Annotated in this window: 15 protein-coding genes and 1 pseudogene; 8 read left to right on the top strand and 8 right to left on the bottom strand. The window is 55.0% G+C overall.

The genetic code is table 11. The features are described from left to right. The 4 genes and pseudogenes from GV764_RS16220 to GV764_RS16235 all read left to right on the top strand — a co-directional run. On the top strand, positions 1 to 388 hold a 388-nt coding region (locus tag GV764_RS16220), incomplete at its 5' end, for an invasin domain 3-containing protein (RefSeq protein ID WP_236651889.1). After that, positions 382 to 1,038 carry a hypothetical protein gene (locus tag GV764_RS16225; RefSeq protein ID WP_161661032.1) on the top strand — a complete coding sequence of 219 codons (657 nt, stop codon included), beginning with the start codon at positions 382 to 384 and terminating at the stop codon, positions 1,036 to 1,038. The genes GV764_RS16220 and GV764_RS16225, both read left to right, overlap by 7 nt. 330 nt (positions 1,039 to 1,368) lie before the next feature. Beyond that, positions 1,369 to 1,500 (top strand): annotated as a pseudogene (locus tag GV764_RS22140) (hypothetical protein); the annotation flags it as partial. 141 nt (positions 1,501 to 1,641) lie between these two features. Then, on the top strand, positions 1,642 to 3,288 hold the full coding sequence (locus GV764_RS16235) for a Na+/H+ antiporter (RefSeq protein ID WP_161661033.1): 1,647 nt from the start codon (positions 1,642 to 1,644) through the stop codon (positions 3,286 to 3,288). Between the two features lie 3 nt (positions 3,289 to 3,291). Here GV764_RS16235 and GV764_RS16240 read toward each other — a convergent pair whose 3' ends face one another. From GV764_RS16240 to acs, 4 genes are all read right to left on the bottom strand, one after another. Further along, positions 3,292 to 4,185, bottom strand: coding sequence for a LysR family transcriptional regulator (locus GV764_RS16240; RefSeq protein WP_161661034.1), 894 nt, complete (start codon positions 4,183 to 4,185; stop codon positions 3,292 to 3,294). A gap of 155 nt (positions 4,186 to 4,340) precedes the next feature. Then, positions 4,341 to 5,978, bottom strand: coding sequence for a cation/acetate symporter ActP (gene actP, locus GV764_RS16245; RefSeq protein ID WP_161661095.1), 1,638 nt, complete (start codon positions 5,976 to 5,978; stop codon positions 4,341 to 4,343). A 17-nt stretch (positions 5,979 to 5,995) separates the two neighbouring features. Next, a complete protein-coding gene (locus GV764_RS16250; protein WP_125294724.1) occupies positions 5,996 to 6,310 on the bottom strand; it encodes a DUF485 domain-containing protein in 315 nt (104 codons plus the stop codon). A 138-nt stretch (positions 6,311 to 6,448) separates the two neighbouring features. Next, positions 6,449 to 8,407 carry an acetate--CoA ligase gene (gene acs / locus GV764_RS16255; RefSeq protein ID WP_161661035.1) on the bottom strand — a complete coding sequence of 653 codons (1,959 nt, stop codon included), beginning with the start codon at positions 8,405 to 8,407 and terminating at the stop codon, positions 6,449 to 6,451. Positions 8,408 to 8,831: 424 nt separating this feature from the next. Between acs and gltP the strand changes: the two genes are divergently transcribed. Both gltP and GV764_RS16265 read left to right on the top strand, forming a co-directional pair. Next, positions 8,832 to 10,145, top strand: a complete 1,314-nt coding sequence (gltP, locus tag GV764_RS16260; protein ID WP_161661036.1) for a glutamate/aspartate:proton symporter GltP — start codon at positions 8,832 to 8,834, stop codon at positions 10,143 to 10,145. A gap of 139 nt (positions 10,146 to 10,284) precedes the next feature. Next, a complete protein-coding gene (locus GV764_RS16265) occupies positions 10,285 to 11,040 on the top strand; it encodes an IclR family transcriptional regulator (RefSeq protein ID WP_161661037.1) in 756 nt (251 codons plus the stop codon). Positions 11,041 to 11,081: 41 nt separating this feature from the next. On the opposite strand, the gene GV764_RS16270 is transcribed toward GV764_RS16265, so the two are convergent. Genes GV764_RS16270 through GV764_RS16280 form a run of 3 tightly spaced genes read right to left on the bottom strand, consistent with a single transcriptional unit; the run spans position 11,082 to position 15,082 of the window. Continuing rightward, positions 11,082 to 11,987: a dihydrodipicolinate synthase family protein gene (locus GV764_RS16270; protein WP_161661038.1), complete on the bottom strand. Its 906-nt coding sequence runs from the start codon at positions 11,985 to 11,987 to the stop codon at positions 11,082 to 11,084. Positions 11,988 to 12,038: 51 nt separating this feature from the next. Continuing rightward, on the bottom strand, positions 12,039 to 13,754 hold the full coding sequence (ilvD, locus tag GV764_RS16275; RefSeq protein ID WP_161661039.1) for a dihydroxy-acid dehydratase: 1,716 nt from the start codon (positions 13,752 to 13,754) through the stop codon (positions 12,039 to 12,041). Further along, a complete protein-coding gene (locus GV764_RS16280; protein WP_161661040.1) occupies positions 13,751 to 15,082 on the bottom strand; it encodes an MFS transporter in 1,332 nt (443 codons plus the stop codon). Before GV764_RS16280 ends, ilvD begins: the two co-directional genes overlap by 4 nt. A gap of 339 nt (positions 15,083 to 15,421) precedes the next feature. On the opposite strand from GV764_RS16280, the gene GV764_RS16285 reads away from it, so the two are divergent. After that, positions 15,422 to 16,525, top strand: coding sequence for a glycerol dehydrogenase (locus tag GV764_RS16285; RefSeq protein ID WP_161661041.1), 1,104 nt, complete (start codon positions 15,422 to 15,424; stop codon positions 16,523 to 16,525). Positions 16,526 to 16,702: 177 nt separating this feature from the next. Beyond that, a complete protein-coding gene (locus GV764_RS16290; RefSeq protein ID WP_161661042.1) occupies positions 16,703 to 17,434 on the top strand; it encodes a response regulator transcription factor in 732 nt (243 codons plus the stop codon). Positions 17,435 to 17,645: 211 nt separating this feature from the next. On the opposite strand, the gene GV764_RS16295 is transcribed toward GV764_RS16290, so the two are convergent. Beyond that, positions 17,646 to 17,795 (bottom strand): Hok/Gef family protein, encoded by a 150-nt coding sequence (locus GV764_RS16295; RefSeq protein ID WP_161661043.1) that lies wholly within the window; start codon positions 17,793 to 17,795, stop codon positions 17,646 to 17,648. Positions 17,796 to 17,884 lie beyond the last annotated feature (89 nt).

Consider the following 17,884-nt stretch of genomic DNA (forward strand, 5'->3'; position numbering starts at 1 on the left):
GAAGGATGTGAACGGCAACGCCATCAGCGGTATTGCCGGCAGCCTGACGCTGGACGTGAAGGATAGCAGCAATGCCACTCCGGCAGCGGGCAAGGTGACCGTCGGCAGCCTGACAGAAACCGGCACCCCCGGCGTCTACACCGCGAAGCTGAAGGGCATGCTGGCGGATACCTATACTGTGAAACCGCTGCTCAGCGGCAGCGCAGTGGGCAGCCTGAGCGATACCGTGACCCTGACGGCAGGCACCACGCCGGACGGCTCACAGTCCACCTTCACCGCCACACCGAAATCGGTGGCGGCAGATAACACCGCCACCAGTACCCTGATCCTGACCGTGAAAGATACGTTTGGTAATGCCATTACGGGTATTGCCGGTAACCGATGCTGAATGGCGATCCGATTGGTGAAGGAGACTCGTTGTTGAAGGGGACGGTAACCCTGAAAGCAGGAGAGTTTAAGGATATTACGGTTAATGGTTATACTTTCGCGACGAATAGTGGTTTCCCAAGTACGGGCTTTAAAAACGCCATATTTACCCTGAATGTGCCTGCGGGTAAAACGGCTGCTGACTATACCTGGACCAGCAGCCAACCAGGATGGGTTTCTGTGGACAATACAGGAAAAGTGACATTCAATAATGATGCCAGCAGCAGCACTAAAACAGTGAAGGTAGTGGCGACGCCATCTACCGGTCAACCGCTGGAATTTAATTTCACAATCAATGAATGGTATGAAAGCAGTGGTACAACCACAGTGAACTGGGCTAATGCCGCGTCAACATGTACGGCGAAAAATATGTTAATGCCAAGTGATGCTAAAATGACCAATGCTGTTACACATCAGGCATTTGGCACCAGAGGAACAATTGGAAGTCTGTGGCCTGAATGGGGAAATATGGGCGTGTTTGGGTGGGTTGTTAATGCTAAGTATACGTGGTCTTCGTCAAAACATTTTATAGATCTTTATGATGGGCAAATCTACACTACTTCAATTGATTTGGAGAGCCTGAGATATATCGCTTGTTATAAAACTTTGTAACATTTTCTTCAAGAATTAGTCATTTATACTGAAAATTGTTCTTGATATATCTCATCAGGCAGGCCTCTAACGAGGCCTGCCTATTTTTAACTCCAGGGCTCAGCCGTTAAAGAAAAGGAACGATACAGACAGTTATGAAATAAGTTAAAAGAAGGATCCTGAGTTCAGTGATCGTACTTCTCTACACAGTCCCTCTTTTGCCAGAAAAACTGAAACATCAGATTAACGGCTCACTTGTTTATTTTGCTCTGTCTCCTCTCCAATCTGCTGAAAAAGGCAGCAAAAATTGTAGTCCCCCATGATAGTCCCTACATTCCTGACCGGTTCGCCGGCATCATGATCGGCTTCGCCTCTCTGGTGATTGGTCGTCTGGTCTCCGGCGAGTGGCGCAAGCTCAACATCGGCACCGTGATCATTGCTATCGCGCTGGTGGCGTTCTACGCGGGCGGTTGGGCGATTTAATCGTCGCCGACTCCGATAAACGGGCCGAAGTCGGCCCGTTTTTGTTTTTAAGGCACATCCTGTTTCCTTTTTGTTGGTGTCGATGTTCTATTATCTGAGGAGTCTCTTTTTTCGACAGGCATCATCGCATTCAAGGACAGCATGGAAATCTTCTTTACTATTCTTATCATGACCCTTGTGGTCTCGCTCTCCGGGGTCGTTACCCGGGTACTTCCCTTCCAGGTTCCCCTCCCGTTAATGCAAATCGCCATTGGCGCCTTGCTCGCCTGGCCGACGTTTGGTTTGCATGTGGACTTTAATCCGGAACTGTTTCTGGTGCTGTTTATCCCGCCGCTGCTGTTTGCCGACGGCTGGAAAACGCCGACCCGCGAATTTCTCGATCACGGAAGGGAGATCATCGGCCTCGCGCTGGCGCTGGTGCTGGTCACCGTGGTCGGGATTGGTTTTCTGATTTACTGGATGGTGCCGGGCATCCCGCTGATACCTGCTTTTGCGCTGGCCGCCGTGCTGTCGCCCACCGATGCGGTCGCGCTGTCCGGCATCGTCGGCGAAGGACGAATACCCAAGAAAATCATGGGCATTTTGCAGGGCGAAGCGTTAATGAACGACGCCTCAGGCCTGGTGGCCCTGAAGTTTGCCGTGGCGGTGGCGATGGGCACCATGGTGTTTACCGTGGGCGGCGCGACGGTGGAGTTTATGAAAGTGGCGGTGGGCGGGCTGTTGGCCGGTATCGCCGTTGCCTGGCTGTATGGCCGCTCGCTGCGCTGGCTGAGCCGCTGGGGCGGCGATGAGCCCGCCACGCAGATCGTACTGCTGTTCCTGCTGCCGTTTGCCTCATATCTGATTGCTGAACATATTGGCGTATCCGGCATTCTGGCCGCCGTGGCCGCCGGGATGACCATCACCCGTTCCGGCGTGATGCGGCGCGCGCCGCTGGCGATGCGCCTGCGCGCCAACAGCGTCTGGTCGATGCTGGAGTTTGTGTTTAACGGCATGGTGTTCCTGATGCTCGGCCTGCAAATGCCCGGCATTCTCGAAACCTCGCTGACAGCCGCCGAAGCCGATCCCAATGTTGAAGTGTGGATGCTGTTCCTCGATATCTTCATCATCTACGCGGCGCTCATTCTGGTGCGTTTCGGCTGGCTATGGGTGATGAAGCAATTTAGCCGCCGTTTCCTGAAGAAGAAGCCGATGGAGTTCGGCGCATGGAAAACCCGCGATCTGCTGATTGCCGCCTTCGCGGGCGTGCGTGGGGCTATCACTCTGGCGGGCGTATTGTCGATCCCGCTGCTGCTGGCCGACGGCACGCCGTTCCCGGCGCGTTATGAACTGATTTTCCTGGCGGCGGGCGTGATCCTGATTTCTCTGTTTGTCGGCGTGATTATGCTACCGATCCTGCTTCAGCACGTGGAAGTGACCGACCAGGCAAAAGCGCGGGAAGAGGAACGTCTGGCGCGTTCGGTGACGGCGGAAGTGGCGATTGTCGCTATCCAGAAAAAAGAGGAGCGCATGGCGGCGGACGTCAACGAAAACATCGACACCCAACTGCTGAAAGAGGTGAGCGCACGAGTGATTGGTAACCTCCGTCGCCGGGCCGATGGGCGCAGCGATGCGGAGAACAGCGCGCTGGAAGAGAATCTGGAGCGCCGGTTCCGCCTTGCCGCGCTGCGTTCAGAACGCGCGGAGCTGTACCATCTCCGCGCCACCCGGCAAATCAGCAACGATACGCTGCAAAAACTGCTGCACGATCTCGATCTGCTGGAAGCCCTGCTGATCGAGAAGCATTAAACCTTACTGGCCAGCGGCGGCTGGCCAGTACTCTTTGCAGCATTTCAGCCAGGCCTGGGCGCTGTGGGAAAGATAAACTCCGTCACGCCAAATCATCCCCAGCTCCCAACGCAATGGGCTGCGCAGCGGTAACCAGGTTAAAATCTTGCTGTCCAGCTTGCGGCAGATGGGCTCCGGTAAAATCGCAATCCCCACGCCCGCCTGCACCATTGCCGCCAAAAAATCCCACTGCCCGCTGCGCACCGCGATGTGCGGATTCATGCCGAGCGTGGCGAACAGCTGCATAAGCTGGCGGCTTAGCGAAAAGTCTTCGTTGTAAATCAACAGCGGATGGCCGGACAACGCTTTCGGCTCGACAAAATCACGTTTTACCCACTCGCCGGAGCGGGGAGCAAGCACGCACAGCGGATGGCTGAACAACGGGAGCGTAGCGAAATGATGCTCTTCTTCAACCGGCAGGGCGGTCATGGCTAAATCCAGTTCGCCGTTCATCACTGCCTGCTGAACGGTCAGGCTGCCGAACTCGGAAATCTTCAACTCCACGCCAGGATAGCGCTGGCGATACAAACCGATCGGCCCCGCCATGAGCATGCCGACCATTGGCGGGATACCCAGGCGCAGTGTGCCTTTATCGAGGTGATGGATATCGCTGAGCTCGGCCTCCAGCTGGCGAAATTCCGCGAGAATGGCAATCCCACGTTCATAAACCACTTTGCCGGTATCGGTCAGCAGCAGCTTGCGGCCATCACGGATCAGCAGGGTGCAGCTAAGCTCATCTTCCAGATTGCGCAGCATTTTACTGATGGTTGGCTGGGTGACGTACAGATTCTGCGCCGCGCGGGTAAAACTTTGTTGTCTCACCACCTCAACAAAATAACGCAGCGTTTTGATATCCATAGGGATGCGCGCCTTGGGCAATTTTTTACCAGTGTAATGCATTTTCACGAGGCGGAATGGGAAGGGCATCAAGGGGCTGGCGTTATCCTCATTTTCGGCGTAGGCATCGGGCAAAAAAAAGGGAGCCTTACGGCTCCCGTTTGACAAGGTTGAACCTAGTGCGCCCGTCCCTGCTCAATACCAATACCGGTTTGCGAGCGGATAAACTGGGCGCGGAATTTTTCGCGTTCCAGATTGCCTTCTGCGCTGTTATCGGTAATCGAGAACAGCCAAATCCCGACAAACGCCACCAGAATCGAGAACAGCGCCGGGTATTCGTACGGGAACACCGGTGCGGCGTGGCCGAGAACCTGTACCCAAATGGTCGGGCCGAGGATCATCAGGATCACCGCCGTCAGCAGGCCCAGCCAGCCGCCCATCATCGCGCCGCGCGTGGTCAGTTTCGACCAGTACATCGACAGCAGAATGATCGGGAAGTTACAGCTCGCCGCGATGGAGAACGCCAGGCCCACCATGAAGGCGATGTTCTGTTTCTCGAACAGGATGCCCAGCAGGATAGCGATCACGCCCAGCACCAGCACCGTGATTTTGGAGACCCGCAGTTCATCACGCTCGGTCGCGCCTTTACGGAACACGTTGGCGTACAGATCGTGCGATACCGCCGATGCGCCCGCCAGCGTCAGCCCGGCGACCACCGCCAGAATCGTGGCGAAGGCCACCGCCGAGATAAAGCCGAGGAACAGGTTGCCGCCCACGGCGTTCGCCAGATGGACCGCCGCCATGTTATTGCCGCCGATCAGCGCGCCGGTCGCGTCTTTAAATACCGGGTTAGCGCCCACTAACATGATGGCGCCGAAGCCGATAATAAAGGTCAGAATATAGAAGTAACCCATAAAGCCGGTGGCGTAGAATACGCTCTTACGCGCTTCGCGGGCATCGCTCACGGTGAAGAAGCGCATCAGGATATGCGGCAGACCGGCAGTACCAAACATCAGCCCCAGCCCCAGCGACAGCGCGGAAATCGGGTCTTTCACCAGCCCGCCCGGGCTCATGATCGCTGCGCCTTTCGGGTGCACCGCCATGGCTTCGCTGAACAGATTATTGAAGCTGAAGCCGACGTGTCTCATCACCATAAAGGCCATAAAACTGGCGCCGAACAGCAGCAGCACCGCCTTGATGATCTGCACCCACGTGGTGGCGAGCATGCCGCCGAACAGCACGTACATCACCATCAGCACGCCGACCAGCACCACCGCCACGTGGTAGTTCAGGCCGAACAGCAGTTCGATCAGCTTGCCTGCGCCCACCATCTGGGCGATCAGGTACAGCGCCACCACCACCAGCGAACCGCACGCCGACAGCACGCGAATCGGGCCCTGTTTGAGACGATACGAGGCCACGTCGGCAAAGGTGTACTTGCCGAGGTTACGCAGACGCTCCGCAATCAGAAACAGAATAATCGGCCAGCCGACCAGGAAGCCCAGCGAGTAAATCAGCCCGTCGTAGCCGGAGGTGAACACCAGCGCCGAAATCCCCAGGAACGACGCCGCCGACATATAGTCGCCCGCAATCGCCAGGCCGTTCTGGAAACCGGTGATGTTGCCGCCCGCCGTGTAGTAATCGCTACGGGTGCGGGTGCGTTTCGAGGCCCAGTAGGTGATCCCTAACGTAAAGGCCACGAATACGATAAACATAATAATCGCCTGCCAGTTGGTCGGCTGGCGTTGAACATCGCCGGTTAGCGCATCGGCGGCCAGTGTGCTGGTGGATAACCCCAGCAGCGCCATCCCCATCAATGAATGAAAACGTTTCATAATGCCTTCACCTCGTGCATCACGGCTTTATTGAGACGGTCAAATTCACTGTTTGCCCGCCAGACATACACACCCGTTAAAAAGAAAGAGATCAGGATGACGCCTACGCCGATAGGGATCCCGCGCGTGACGCTGGTGCCCGGATGCAACGGCGTACCCAGCCAGCCGGGCGCAAAGGCGATGAGCAGAATAAAGCTCACGTAAATCACCAGCACGATAAGGGACAGAATGGTGGCAAACCGTTGCCGTTTTTCAACTAACTCCCTGAAATGCGCATTACCTTCTATCCGTTGATAAATTGGTTCATTCATCACACAGTCTCCAGAGGTGTTCCCCCGCGTTTTTCGCGCCGCAGCGTGCTGGCCGCAACGTGAAATCCTTGGGAGGGGTAGGGTACAGGTTGTTATAGTTTCCCTCCCCCCGGCCGGGGAGAGGGTTAAGGTGAGACGTTAAGACGGCATAGTGATGGCCTGCTTTTCTTCGAGCAGTTTTTCCACCACACCCGGATCGGCGAGCGTTGAGGTATCGCCGAAGTTACTGGTATCGCCTGCGGCGATCTTACGCAGAATGCGGCGCATGATTTTGCCGGAGCGGGTTTTCGGCAGCGAGTCGGTCCAGTGCAGGATGTCCGGCGTCGCCAGCGGGCCAATCTCTTTACGCACCCAGTTACGCACTTCGGTATACAACTGTGCGGTGGGTTCTTCGCCGTGATTCAGCGTCACGTAAGCGTAAATGGCCTGGCCTTTAATATTGTGCGGAATGCCGACGACGGCGGCCTCGGCAATTTTCGGATGCGATACCAGCGCCGATTCGATCTCTGCCGTGCCCAGGCGATGGCCGGAAACGTTCAACACATCATCCACGCGTCCGGTGATCCAGTAGTAGCCGTCCTCATCACGACGCGCGCCGTCTCCGCTGAAGTACATATTTTTGAAGGTCGAGAAATAGGTCTGCTCGAAGCGCTCGTGATCGCCAAACAGGGTACGCGCCTGGCCCGGCCAGGAATCGGTGATCACCAGGTTGCCTTCGGTCGCGCCCGTCAGCGGCTGGCCTTCGTTATCTACCAGCGCCGGTTGCACGCCGAAGAACGGACGGGTCGCCGAGCCGGCTTTCAGCTCCGTTGCGCCAGGCAGCGGGGTGATCATAAAGCCGCCGGTTTCGGTCTGCCACCAGGTATCTACCACCGGGCATTTCTCGTTGCCGATTTTCTTCCAGTACCACTCCCAGGCTTCCGGGTTAATCGGCTCGCCGACCGAACCCAGAATGCGCAGCGAGGAGCGATCGGTGCCTTCAATCGCTTTATCGCCTTCCGCCATCAGGGCGCGGATCGCCGTCGGCGCGGTGTAGAGAATATTCACTTTATGCTTATCGACCACCTGGGCCATGCGGTTCGGCGCGGGCCAGTTCGGCACGCCTTCAAACATCAGCGTGGTGGCGCCGCAGGCCAGCGGGCCGTACAGCAGGTAGCTGTGGCCGGTCACCCAGCCCACGTCCGCCGTACACCAGTAAATATCGCCCGGTTTATAGTCGAACACGTATTTAAAGGTGGTTGCGGCGTACACCAGGTAACCGCCGGTGGTGTGCAATACGCCTTTAGGTTTACCGGTTGAACCGGAGGTATAAAGGATAAACAGCGGATCTTCCGCGTTCACTTCGACCGGCTGGTGGTGGGCGCTGGCTTTCTCAACCTGCTCGTTCCACCACAGGTCGCGGCCTTCAGACCAGTCGATATTCGCGCCAGTGCGCTTGAGCACAATCACGTGTTCAATCGTTTTCACGCCCGGATTTTTCAGCGCGTCATCGACATTTTTCTTCAGAGGAATGGCACGGCCCGCGCGGATACCTTCATCGGCAGTGATCACCAGACGTGCGTTAGAGTCGATAATACGTCCGGCGACCGCCTCGGGAGAAAATCCGCCAAAAATCACCGAGTGCACCGCGCCGATGCGCGCACAGGCCAGCATCGCCACCGCCGCTTCCGGCACCATTGGCATATAGATAGCCACTACGTCGCCTTTCTTAATGCCAAGGTCGACAAGCGTATTGGCAAAGCGGCAGACATCGCGATGCAGTTCGCGATAGGTAATATTCTTGCTCTGGGTAGCATCATCGCCTTCCCAGATAATCGCGGTGCGATCGCCGTTTTCCGCCAGATGACGGTCAAGGCAGTTCGCCGCTAAATTCAGGGTGCCGTCTTCATACCATTTAATCGACACGTTGCCAGGTGCAAAGGAGGTGTTTTTAACTTTCTGATAAGGCGTGATCCAGTCAAGGATTTTGCCCTGTTCACCCCAGAATGCGTCAGGATCGTGAATAGATTGCTGATATTTAGCCTCGTACTGCTCCGGATTAATCAGGCAATGTTCCGCAATGTTTGCGGGAATAGCGTGTTTGTGTATTTGGCTCATGGCTTTTTTTCTCCTTGAAGGATGTTAATAATATGTCACGCAAACGTTAATTGTAGGGGCTTTAGCAGCTTTGTTTATTATTTGCGCGGCAGATCACGAATAAAAAAAATGGCGGAAAATTGCTCAAACGATTCCGCGGGAGAAAAAAATTAGGGAAATATATTTTTGGAAATTATGCTCAGGAAAATTCATCTATAACAAAAGGTTATAAATGGATACTGATATAAAAATGTGGTTTGAATCAAAAGATCAGTGAATGTGCCTGTTCCTCAAGGGTTGCGTAGCATAGCGTACAAATGGTACTCATTATGCGCGTTAAAAAACCCCATAACAGACCCAACGTTTGTCATACCCCTTTCAGTTTGTGACCTTCTCATACTGACACACATGGGAATGGCCCTCTTGATTCAGGAAGTTAAGTGTTATGAAAAACAAAAAGATAAGCCTGGCCTGGCAAATTTTGCTTGCGCTGGTGCTAGGCATTCTTCTGGGCAGCTATCTGCACTACCACGCCGATAGCCGCGAATGGTTGGTCAGTAATCTGCTTTCTCCTGCGGGTGATATCTTTATTCACCTGATCAAAATGATTGTCGTACCGATTGTGATCTCCACTCTGGTGGTGGGCATTGCCGGCGTAGGCGATGCGAAACAGCTCGGACGTATCGGCGCGAAAACCATTATCTATTTTGAAGTGATCACCACCGTGGCGATTATCCTGGGTATCACGCTGGCGAATGTGTTTCAGCCGGGCCACGGGATCGATATGTCACAGCTCGCCGCCGTGGATATTTCCAAATACCAACAAACCACTGAGCAGGTGCAAAGCCATTCTCATGGCCTGATGGGCACTATCCTTTCGCTGGTCCCGACCAATATTGTGGCGTCGATGGCGAAGGGCGATATGTTGCCGATTATTTTCTTCTCGGTGCTGTTCGGTCTGGGGCTTTCTTCGCTGCCGTCCGCCCATCGCGAGCCGCTGGTGACCGTGTTCCGCTCCATCTCTGAAACCATGTTTAAAGTGACTCACATGGTAATGCGCTATGCGCCGGTGGGGGTGTTCGCGCTGATTTCCGTAACGGTCGCCAACTTTGGTTTCGCCTCGCTGTGGCCGCTCGCCAAGCTGGTGATCCTGGTTTACATGGCAATCCTGTTTTTCGCGCTGGTGGTGCTGGGCACGGTGGCGCGGATGTGCGGGCTGCGCATCATGATCCTGATCCGCATCCTGAAAGATGAGCTGATTCTGGCGTACTCCACCGCCAGTTCCGAAAGCGTTCTGCCGCGTATTATTGAGAAGATGGAAGCCTACGGTGCGCCAGCGTCAATCACCAGCTTCGTGGTGCCCACCGGCTACTCCTTTAATCTTGATGGCTCGACGCTGTACCAGAGTATCGCCGCGATCTTTATCGCCCAGCTGTATGGCATTGAACTCTCTCTCGGCCAGGAAATTATTCTGGTGCTGACCCTGATGGTGACCTCGAAAGGCATCGCGGGCGTGCCGGGCGTCTCGTTCGTAGTATTGCTGGCGACGCTGGGCAGCGTGGGCATTCCGCTGGAAGGGCTGGCGTTTATTGCGGGCGTCGACCGTATTCTCGATATGGCGCGCACCGCGCTGAACGTGGTGGGCAACGCGCTGGCGGTACTGGTTATAGCCAAGTGGGAACACCGCTTTGACCGCAAAAAGGCGCAGGCCTATGAGCGGGAAATGCTCGGTAAGTTTGACGAAACGGCGAATTCTTAACGGATTACGCCGAATAAAAAGGGCCGGCGAATTCTACGCCGGCCCTTTTTGCATTTACAGGCCTGGCATTCGTATGGAAATAAACCGGGCGAGTGGTGTATAGTATTCAAAGAGTTATTTATAATTAATTGATAATATTATGAAAAAAGTAACCACATCGATTCCGGCCCTCGACAAGATTATGCGCGTGTTCGACTACCTGCTGGAGTGCGACGGCGCGACGTTCACCCAAATCCATCAGCATTCCGGAATTGCCAAAAGCAGCACGTCATCGTTACTCAACGGCATGGTAGCCCACGGCTTGCTGCGTCAGGAAAAAGACAAGTATTATCTGGGCCTGCGCCTGTATGAGCTGGGCAATAAGGCATCGGAACAGTACGACATCAAAAAGATTGCCCTGCCGATCCTCGAAGAAATCCGCGACTCTACCGGCTTAACCTGCCATCTCGGCGTACTGGAAGGCGCATCGCCAATCTACCTGCTTAAACTGGAAAGTCCGCAGGCCATCGTGATCCGTAGCTGGGAAGGCAAGCGCCTGTCGCTGCACAGTTCCGGTTTGGGGAAAGTGCTTATCGCCTGGCTGAACAGCGAAGCGCTGGATGAGCTGCTGCCGGAAGATCAGGTTCTGCCACGTTTTACCGAGACGACCATTACCGATATCAATATCCTGAAGCAGGAGCTGGCGGGCATTCGCCGTCGCGGTTGGGGATATGATAACGAAGAAGATTGCCAGGGCGTGCGCTGTATTGCGGTGCCGGTGTTTAATCATCAGGGGAAGGTGGTTGCCGCGCTGAGCGCATCGGGCGTTGCGTTCCAGATCCCGGATGATAAGCGGGAAGGCCTGGCGACGCTAATGATGGACGCCAGCCGCCGTCTGACTCATCTACTGCATTAACTGAAAGCGGGCATTAAGCCCGCTTTCTTCTTTAATACCCGTTACAGCCCCGCGCGCTTCAGTACCTTTTGAAGATCCGCGATATGCCCTTCATTAGCAGGCAATACCGGCGGCATCACGTGGGTGGAGATATTCACCCCGCTCAGTTGAATCGCCTTCTTGATGATGCCGAAGAACGGAGTATCCAGACTGTAAATCGTCGACAGCGCAGACAGCTGGCGCTGCAGGCTAAACATCGTTTCGTACTCTTTTGCGCACCAGGCACGGTAAATCCCGCAGGTGATCTGCGGCGCAAAGTTGGCCGTAGCCGGAATGCCGCCGTTGCCGCCCATGATTAGCGTATCCATCATGTATTCGTCATAACCAGAGAATATGACAAAGTCGGACCGGAGCGGTCTGACGTGATTAATGATTTCCCGGATATGGCTAATATTATCGACAGTATCTTTAATCCCAATAATATTGGGTATATCGCGCGCCAGCCGGGTGAGTAAATTCACGCTAATATCCTGGCCGGTTAATGCCGGGAAATTATAAATTAATACCGGGGTGCGAATATTCTCCGCCACGGTTTTAAAATGGTGATAAATATAATCGTCGGTTAATTTGGCGTAATACGGATTCAGAACCAGTACCGCGTCCACTTCCAGCTTATCGGCGTGACGACCCAGCTCAATCACTTCCTGGGTGCAGGTGCTGCTGATACCTAATAATATAGGGATACGGCCCTGGATATGACGCACGCAGAATTCGGCCGTTTCCATCCGCTGTTTTTGGGTCATATGGCAGAACTCGCCGCCGCTGCCCAGCAGCAGTACACCATCAACGTTATTGGCGATCAGATGATCCAGTAAAGTCGCCATACCCGCTTTATCCAGTTCTCCCTGAGCATCAACAATTGTCGGGACCGGCGGGAACACCCCGCGAAATTTGCTCGTGTTTGACATGAAAAACTCCTTCAGGAAAGGGCGGGCCTGCGCGCAAGCCCGCCGAAAACATTATTTAATCCAGGCGCCCGCCATTAAGGAGGTGGCGTGGGAGGTGAATTGCCTGAATACGCCACGGCGGCTGGAATAATCCGGTTTGGTCCAGCGGCTGCGACGCGCTGCCAGGCAATCCTGAATGTCTTGCTCGGACTGACGAACGCCGTGAATGCCGACGATATTGAGCCGGCGGCCTTTGACGTCCATTTCGATCAGATCGCCATCCTCCACCAGCGCAATCGGCCCGCCGTCCGCCGCTTCCGGTGAAACGTGCCCCACGCAGGGGCCGCTGGTCGCACCGGAAAAACGGCCATCGGTGATCAGCGCCACTTTGCCGTCCAGCCGTTGGTCATACACAATGGCGTCGGTGGTCATCAGCATTTCCGGCGCGCCGGAGCCTTTGGGCCCTTCGTAGCGGATGAAAATCACATCGCCGGGCTCAATACGGTTGTGAATAATCGCCTGCTGGGCAGCTTCTTCAGAATTAAACACCCGTGCCGGGCCGACGTGGTGATGCATATCCGGAGAGCAGGCGGCGTATTTGATCACCGCGCCTTCCGGGGCGATATTGCCTTTCAGTACCGCAATCGAGCCTTTTTTGGTGGCCTGCTCCGGCTTGCGCAGCACGTCTTCCGGGCTGACTTTGTAGTTGTTGAGATAGCCGTGGTTGCGGGTAAAGAAACCGGACTGGTGCATCATTTCCAGGTTATCGCCCAGGGTGCGACCTGTTACCGTCAGCACATCCAGATCCAGATAATCGCGCAGATACCACTGCACCAGCGGAATACCGCCCGCGAACCACAGCATCTCGGTAACATACTGGCCGCTCGGCTGGATGTTGGTCAGGTACGGGATTTCATTATTTATGCGGTCAAACAGCTCTGGTTTTAATTCCCAGCCCAGCTCGTGCGCCACCGCAGGCAGGTGGATCATCGCATTGGTGCTGCCGCCAATCGCCGCGTGAACCTTAATGGCGTTTTCAAACGCCGCAGGCGTAAGGATTTTGTGGGTAGTGATATTTTTAGATGCCAGATGCAGCGCCTGATGACCCGCCGCCCGCGCGCCGCGTCGGATTTCCGCCATGGTTGACGGTTGCAACGCGCTGCCCGGCAACGCCAGACCAAGCGCTTCCGACATACACTGCATGGTGCTGGCAGTGCCCATAAACTGGCAGGCTCCCGCCGTCGGGCAACCGCACTGCTGCATAGCCTCAACCTGCTGGACGCCGATCTCGCCTTTTTTCAGCTTCGCGGTGATGCCGCCAAGGTCCGAGGTGCTCATATTCGGTGCCGGGCGCATGGAGCCGCCGGGAATATGCACCAGCGGCAGATTAAGACGCGCGGCGGCAATCAGATGCGCCGGAATCGACTTATCGCAGCTGGAGATCAGCACGCCAGCGTCATATGGCACCACCGACGCGTGGATTTCCACCATATTGGCGATGGCTTCGCGGGACGCCAGAATGTAGTTCATCCCGTCATGGCCCTGGCCCCAGCCGTCGCAAATATCGGTCACGTGATGGCGCACTGCGCGGCCGCCCGCCTCATGAACGCCCATCACCGCTTCGTCGCCGAGCTGGTTCAGATGGAAGCTGCCGGGATGGCTTTCCCCATAGCAGTCATCCACCAGCACCTGTAGTTTATTGACGTCTTCTTTGGTGTAGTTCATCCCCAGACGCAGGGCATCCAGTTGCGACCACAGGTCGCGGGCAGTTTGGCATTTCTGACTCATTTGGCGATTCCTTCCTGTTTAAGTGACGCTGTGGCAGCGGGTTTGCGACTGGATCCAGGCGTACCGGCGGGGCGCGCGGTTACCGAGGGCAAACTGAACAGCAACCCAACAGCGATAAGCAATGCGGCGACCAGCACGGTCATGCCGGCGGTTTGTGAGAACGTGACGGTCAGCAGTCCGACCAGATAGGGCCCGATAAAGCCGCCGATGTTGCCGAGGGCATTGATGGTGCCGCGCACGCCGCCCAGCACGTTGGGGGCGAACAGCAGCGGTGGCAGCGTCCAGAACGGGCCCGCGTAGGCTTGCAGGAAGAAGCCGCAGATGACCATCATGCCGTAGGCAAGCCAGACGTTATCTTTGAGAATGAGGGAGAGCGCGAGGCAGATGGCGAAGCCAATCAGCGGGATCGCGGTATACAGGCGGCGGTTCATGGTTTTATCGCACCATTTAGCGATATAGAACTGGCCGACGATGCACAAAATATACGGCGCGGCGGTGAGCAGGCCGACGGTGGTCATGCCGCTGCCGGTTAATTCTTTAATCAGTTTCGGCATCCACAGAGCGAAGCCGTAGAAACCGACCTGCACAAAGAAATAGATACCGATCAGTTTCCACAGGTTCACGCTGCGCAGTACGCTGCGGATACTGCTTTTCTCGCCCGCGATACTCAGGGCGCGATCTTCTTCCAGTTTCTGTTCGATCCAGGCGCGCTCTTGCGGATCCAGCCATTTCGCCTGATGCGGGTGGTCAGAGACCAGCGGCAGCCAGACAAACAGCAAGCCGAGCGACAGTAACCCTTCAATAATGAACATTTCGCGCCAGCCGTAGACCTCGATCAACCAGCCGGAAAGCGGTCCGGTGATAATTGACGCGACGGCCAGGTTCATCTGGAAATAGGCAATGGCGCGGGCGCGTTCTTCATTCGGGAACCAGTGGCCGATCAGCGCCAGAATTGCCGGGTAAACGGCACCTTCCGCCACGCCGAGAATAAAACGAATAATCAGCAACTGCGTGGGGGTTTGCACAAAACCCGTTAATAGTGCGAAACCGCCCCAGGCGACGATAGTCCAGGCGATAAGCTTTTTGGCGCTCAGGCGCTCGGCGATTTGCCCGCCGGGAATTTGCAGGAAGATATAACCAATAAAGAAGATCCCGGCAACCAGACCGGCAAACGACGCAGTCATGCCCAGATCTTCTTCCATACCGCCTGCGATACCGATGGCGATATTGGTCCTGTCCATATACGCGACGATATACACGAGAATGGTGGCTGGGATGATATGCAACCAGCGTCCCCTCGTTGTCGGTTTACTCAGTTCAGTACTCATTTTTCTTTCCCTATGGTAAGAGGTATGATTGTTCTACATATGGAACTATTGTTCTGTATGTTGACATCATCCCCCCGTAAACCAGGAGCGTCAATTCCATACGAATCCCAAGGTTTTGTTTTGTGATTTGCTTCATAAACTGAATGTAAGCGATGCCGGAAGGAGACAATGCAATACTAAATCAGGGGCTTTTGCAGCCTTAACTTAAATTTGCGTGCCGCTTCACAGGTTAAGAAATCGAGTAATTTACTCATTGAGGGCAGGGGCTTAACTGATTTAAATTCTTTATAGGGAATAATTGTTCTGTATAAAGAACTTAATGTTAAGCGAGGAACCATCATGATTACGACTGCTATCTTTCCGTCACGCTATGTCCAGGGAAAAGGCGCGTTAACGTCGCATTTGCCTCAGGAGCTGGCGTTGCTGGGCCATAAGGCGCTGATCCTGCAAGATCCGCTGGTTCATGAACGCTATTGCGATGCGGTTGAAACGGCGCTGCACGGCGTGATTGATTACCAGATTGAGGTGTTTAACAGTGAATGCAGCGATGAAGAGATCGCGCGTATTTCTGAGAAGGCGATGGCCACAGGCGCCGATGTGATTGTGGGTATGGGCGGCGGTAAAACGCTTGATACTGCAAAAGCCACGGGTGCCAGCCTGCGTTTGCCCATCGCGGTTGTGCCGACGCTGGCCTCAACGGATGCGCCCTGTAGCTCGCTGGTGGTGATCTATACCGCCGAAGGGCAATTTAAACGCTACCTTATGATCCCGCGCAACCCTGATCTCGTGCTGGTAGACAGCGGCATTATCGCCTCTGCGCCGGTGCGTTTCCTGGTCTCGGGAATGGGCGATGCGCTGGCGACGTGGTTTGAAGCAGAAGATTGCCGTACTAAAGGCGCGGGGAACATGACCTCACGCCCCGGCCCGATGACCGCCTTCGAACTGGCGCGTTTCTGCTACAACACGCTGATGCGTTATGGGCGTCTGGCGAAGTTTGCCTGCGAGCAGCATCAGGTTACTCCGGCACTGGAACACGTTATCGAAGCCAACACATTGTTATCCGGCCTGGGTTTTGAAAGCGGCGGGCTGGCGGCAGCGCATGCGATTCACAATGGCCTGACGGTATTGCCGCAAACTCATGCTTACTGGCACGGTGAAAAAGTCGCCTTCGGAACCCTGGCGATGCTGATGCTGACGGACCGATCTCCTGAACTTATCGATGAGGTTTACGCATTCTGTGAAGATGTTGGCTTACCGGTCACTCTGGCTGATATCGGGTTGAGCGAAGCGAGCGATGCCGATCTGATGGCCGTGGCGCAGGCAGCCTGCCAGGCCGGCGAAACCATGCATAATGAACCCTGTGAAGTGACGCCGGAAACGGTGATGGCCGCGTTACGCGCCGCTGACGCAGTAGGGCAGGCGCGTAAAGCACAGCGTCGCTAATCTTTTTGTCTCAAATACTGTAGTTCGCCGGGCGTGCTGATTATTCATCGCGCCCGCTTATGACTCATCGCTGTGATATCGATTAGATTTTCAACATCCCCTCAAGGCTTTTTCAGGCATCGATCCGTACAATCGCCCACACTCAACCATAGCGATTCATCCCTGCGGAGAATGATGATGAAACCTGCCATTATGGTGGTAGATGACGATCCCGCCATTTGTGATGTCTTACGGGATGCTTTTAGCGAGCATGTGTTTGAGGTCCATGCCTGCTATACCGGAAACAACGCGCTGGCGACCCTGGCATCGCATCCTGACATTGCGCTGGTGCTGCTGGATATGATGTTGCCGGATATCAATGGCCTGATGGTGCTGCAACAAATTCAGCGCCAGCATCCATCGCTGCCGGTGATTATGTTAACCGGGCTGGGTAGCGAATCGGATGTGGTGGTCGGCCTGGAAATGGGCGCGGATGATTACATCGCAAAGCCCTTTAACCCGCGTGTCGTTATCGCGCGCGTAAAAGCCGTATTGCGACGCAGCGGCGTACTGAATGCCGAGGCCCCGGTTGTGCAGGGCAGCGGGTTGGTTTTTAACGGCTGGACGCTCGATCCCGGACGTTGCGTACTGGTGGATGCCCATCAACAGCCGGTAGATCTCACTCAGGGTGAGTATGGATTACTGCTGGCGCTGGTGCAAAATGCCCGGCGGGTATTAAGCCGTGAGCAATTGCTGGAATTAACCCACAGTGACACCACCGAGGTATTTGATCGCACCATTGATGTGCTGGTAATGCGCCTGCGTCGCAAAATAGAGAATAACCCCCATCAACCCGCATTAATTCGCACTATTCGGGGTGTGGGTTATGTATTTTCTGCGGATGTGATTGCGACAGAAAAAGCGGCATGAAAATGGGGGCGTTAAGGACTCATTACCTGACAAGAAGGGCGGAGCGAACTCCGCCCGGATAGGATTAGCGGTCAGAGCAGGCTTTGAACCTTTTCATTAAACTATTTTACTTGGCATTTTGAATCTGGGCAGTGCTCGAAATCCTCACGTACTATTGTACGCTCCGGTTTCTCCGCGCTGTCCGAGTTCAAACTGCCTTCGACAATAACGTTTAATGGAAAGGTTCATCTATATCCGCCACCTCCTGATTTCCGTTTCTTATTTTTAATTCACAGAGCAATCCGTGGTTAAATAAGGAAAAAACCAGCACTGTTAAGCAAACAACTAATAAGCATGCCAACAGATAGCGTAGCGGCTTCATGCCATTTACTCCTTGCCTTGCGGCGAGTAAGCGGCTATTCTCAACTTGTCTGGAGTTGAGAGATAGCCTCGGGTTAATAGGAATATTGC

It is taken from the genome of Atlantibacter hermannii (assembly GCF_009907385.1).
In the GTDB taxonomy this organism is placed as follows: domain Bacteria; phylum Pseudomonadota; class Gammaproteobacteria; order Enterobacterales; family Enterobacteriaceae; genus Atlantibacter; species Atlantibacter hermannii_A.

What these genes read in the sequence shown, in the direction of transcription:
- acs (WP_161661035.1), bottom strand. Translation starts at nt 8,407, where the DNA reads ATGAGCCAAATACACAAACACGCTATTCCCGCAAACATTGCGGAACAT.
- gltP (WP_161661036.1), top strand. Translation starts at nt 8,832, where the DNA reads ATGAAAAACAAAAAGATAAGCCTGGCCTGGCAAATTTTGCTTGCGCTG.
- GV764_RS16225 (WP_161661032.1), top strand. Translation starts at nt 382, where the DNA reads ATGCTGAATGGCGATCCGATTGGTGAAGGAGACTCGTTGTTGAAGGGG.
- ilvD (WP_161661039.1), bottom strand. Translation starts at nt 13,754, where the DNA reads ATGAGTCAGAAATGCCAAACTGCCCGCGACCTGTGGTCGCAACTGGAT.
- GV764_RS16250 (WP_125294724.1), bottom strand. Translation starts at nt 6,310, where the DNA reads ATGAATGAACCAATTTATCAACGGATAGAAGGTAATGCGCATTTCAGG.
- GV764_RS16235 (WP_161661033.1), top strand. Translation starts at nt 1,642, where the DNA reads ATGGAAATCTTCTTTACTATTCTTATCATGACCCTTGTGGTCTCGCTC.
- actP (WP_161661095.1), bottom strand. Translation starts at nt 5,978, where the DNA reads ATGGGGATGGCGCTGCTGGGGTTATCCACCAGCACACTGGCCGCCGAT.
- GV764_RS16265 (WP_161661037.1), top strand. Translation starts at nt 10,285, where the DNA reads ATGAAAAAAGTAACCACATCGATTCCGGCCCTCGACAAGATTATGCGC.
- GV764_RS16285 (WP_161661041.1), top strand. Translation starts at nt 15,422, where the DNA reads ATGATTACGACTGCTATCTTTCCGTCACGCTATGTCCAGGGAAAAGGC.
- GV764_RS16240 (WP_161661034.1), bottom strand. Translation starts at nt 4,185, where the DNA reads ATGGATATCAAAACGCTGCGTTATTTTGTTGAGGTGGTGAGACAACAA.
- GV764_RS16270 (WP_161661038.1), bottom strand. Translation starts at nt 11,987, where the DNA reads ATGTCAAACACGAGCAAATTTCGCGGGGTGTTCCCGCCGGTCCCGACA.
- GV764_RS16290 (WP_161661042.1), top strand. Translation starts at nt 16,703, where the DNA reads ATGAAACCTGCCATTATGGTGGTAGATGACGATCCCGCCATTTGTGAT.
- GV764_RS16295 (WP_161661043.1), bottom strand. Translation starts at nt 17,795, where the DNA reads ATGAAGCCGCTACGCTATCTGTTGGCATGCTTATTAGTTGTTTGCTTA.
- GV764_RS16280 (WP_161661040.1), bottom strand. Translation starts at nt 15,082, where the DNA reads ATGAGTACTGAACTGAGTAAACCGACAACGAGGGGACGCTGGTTGCAT.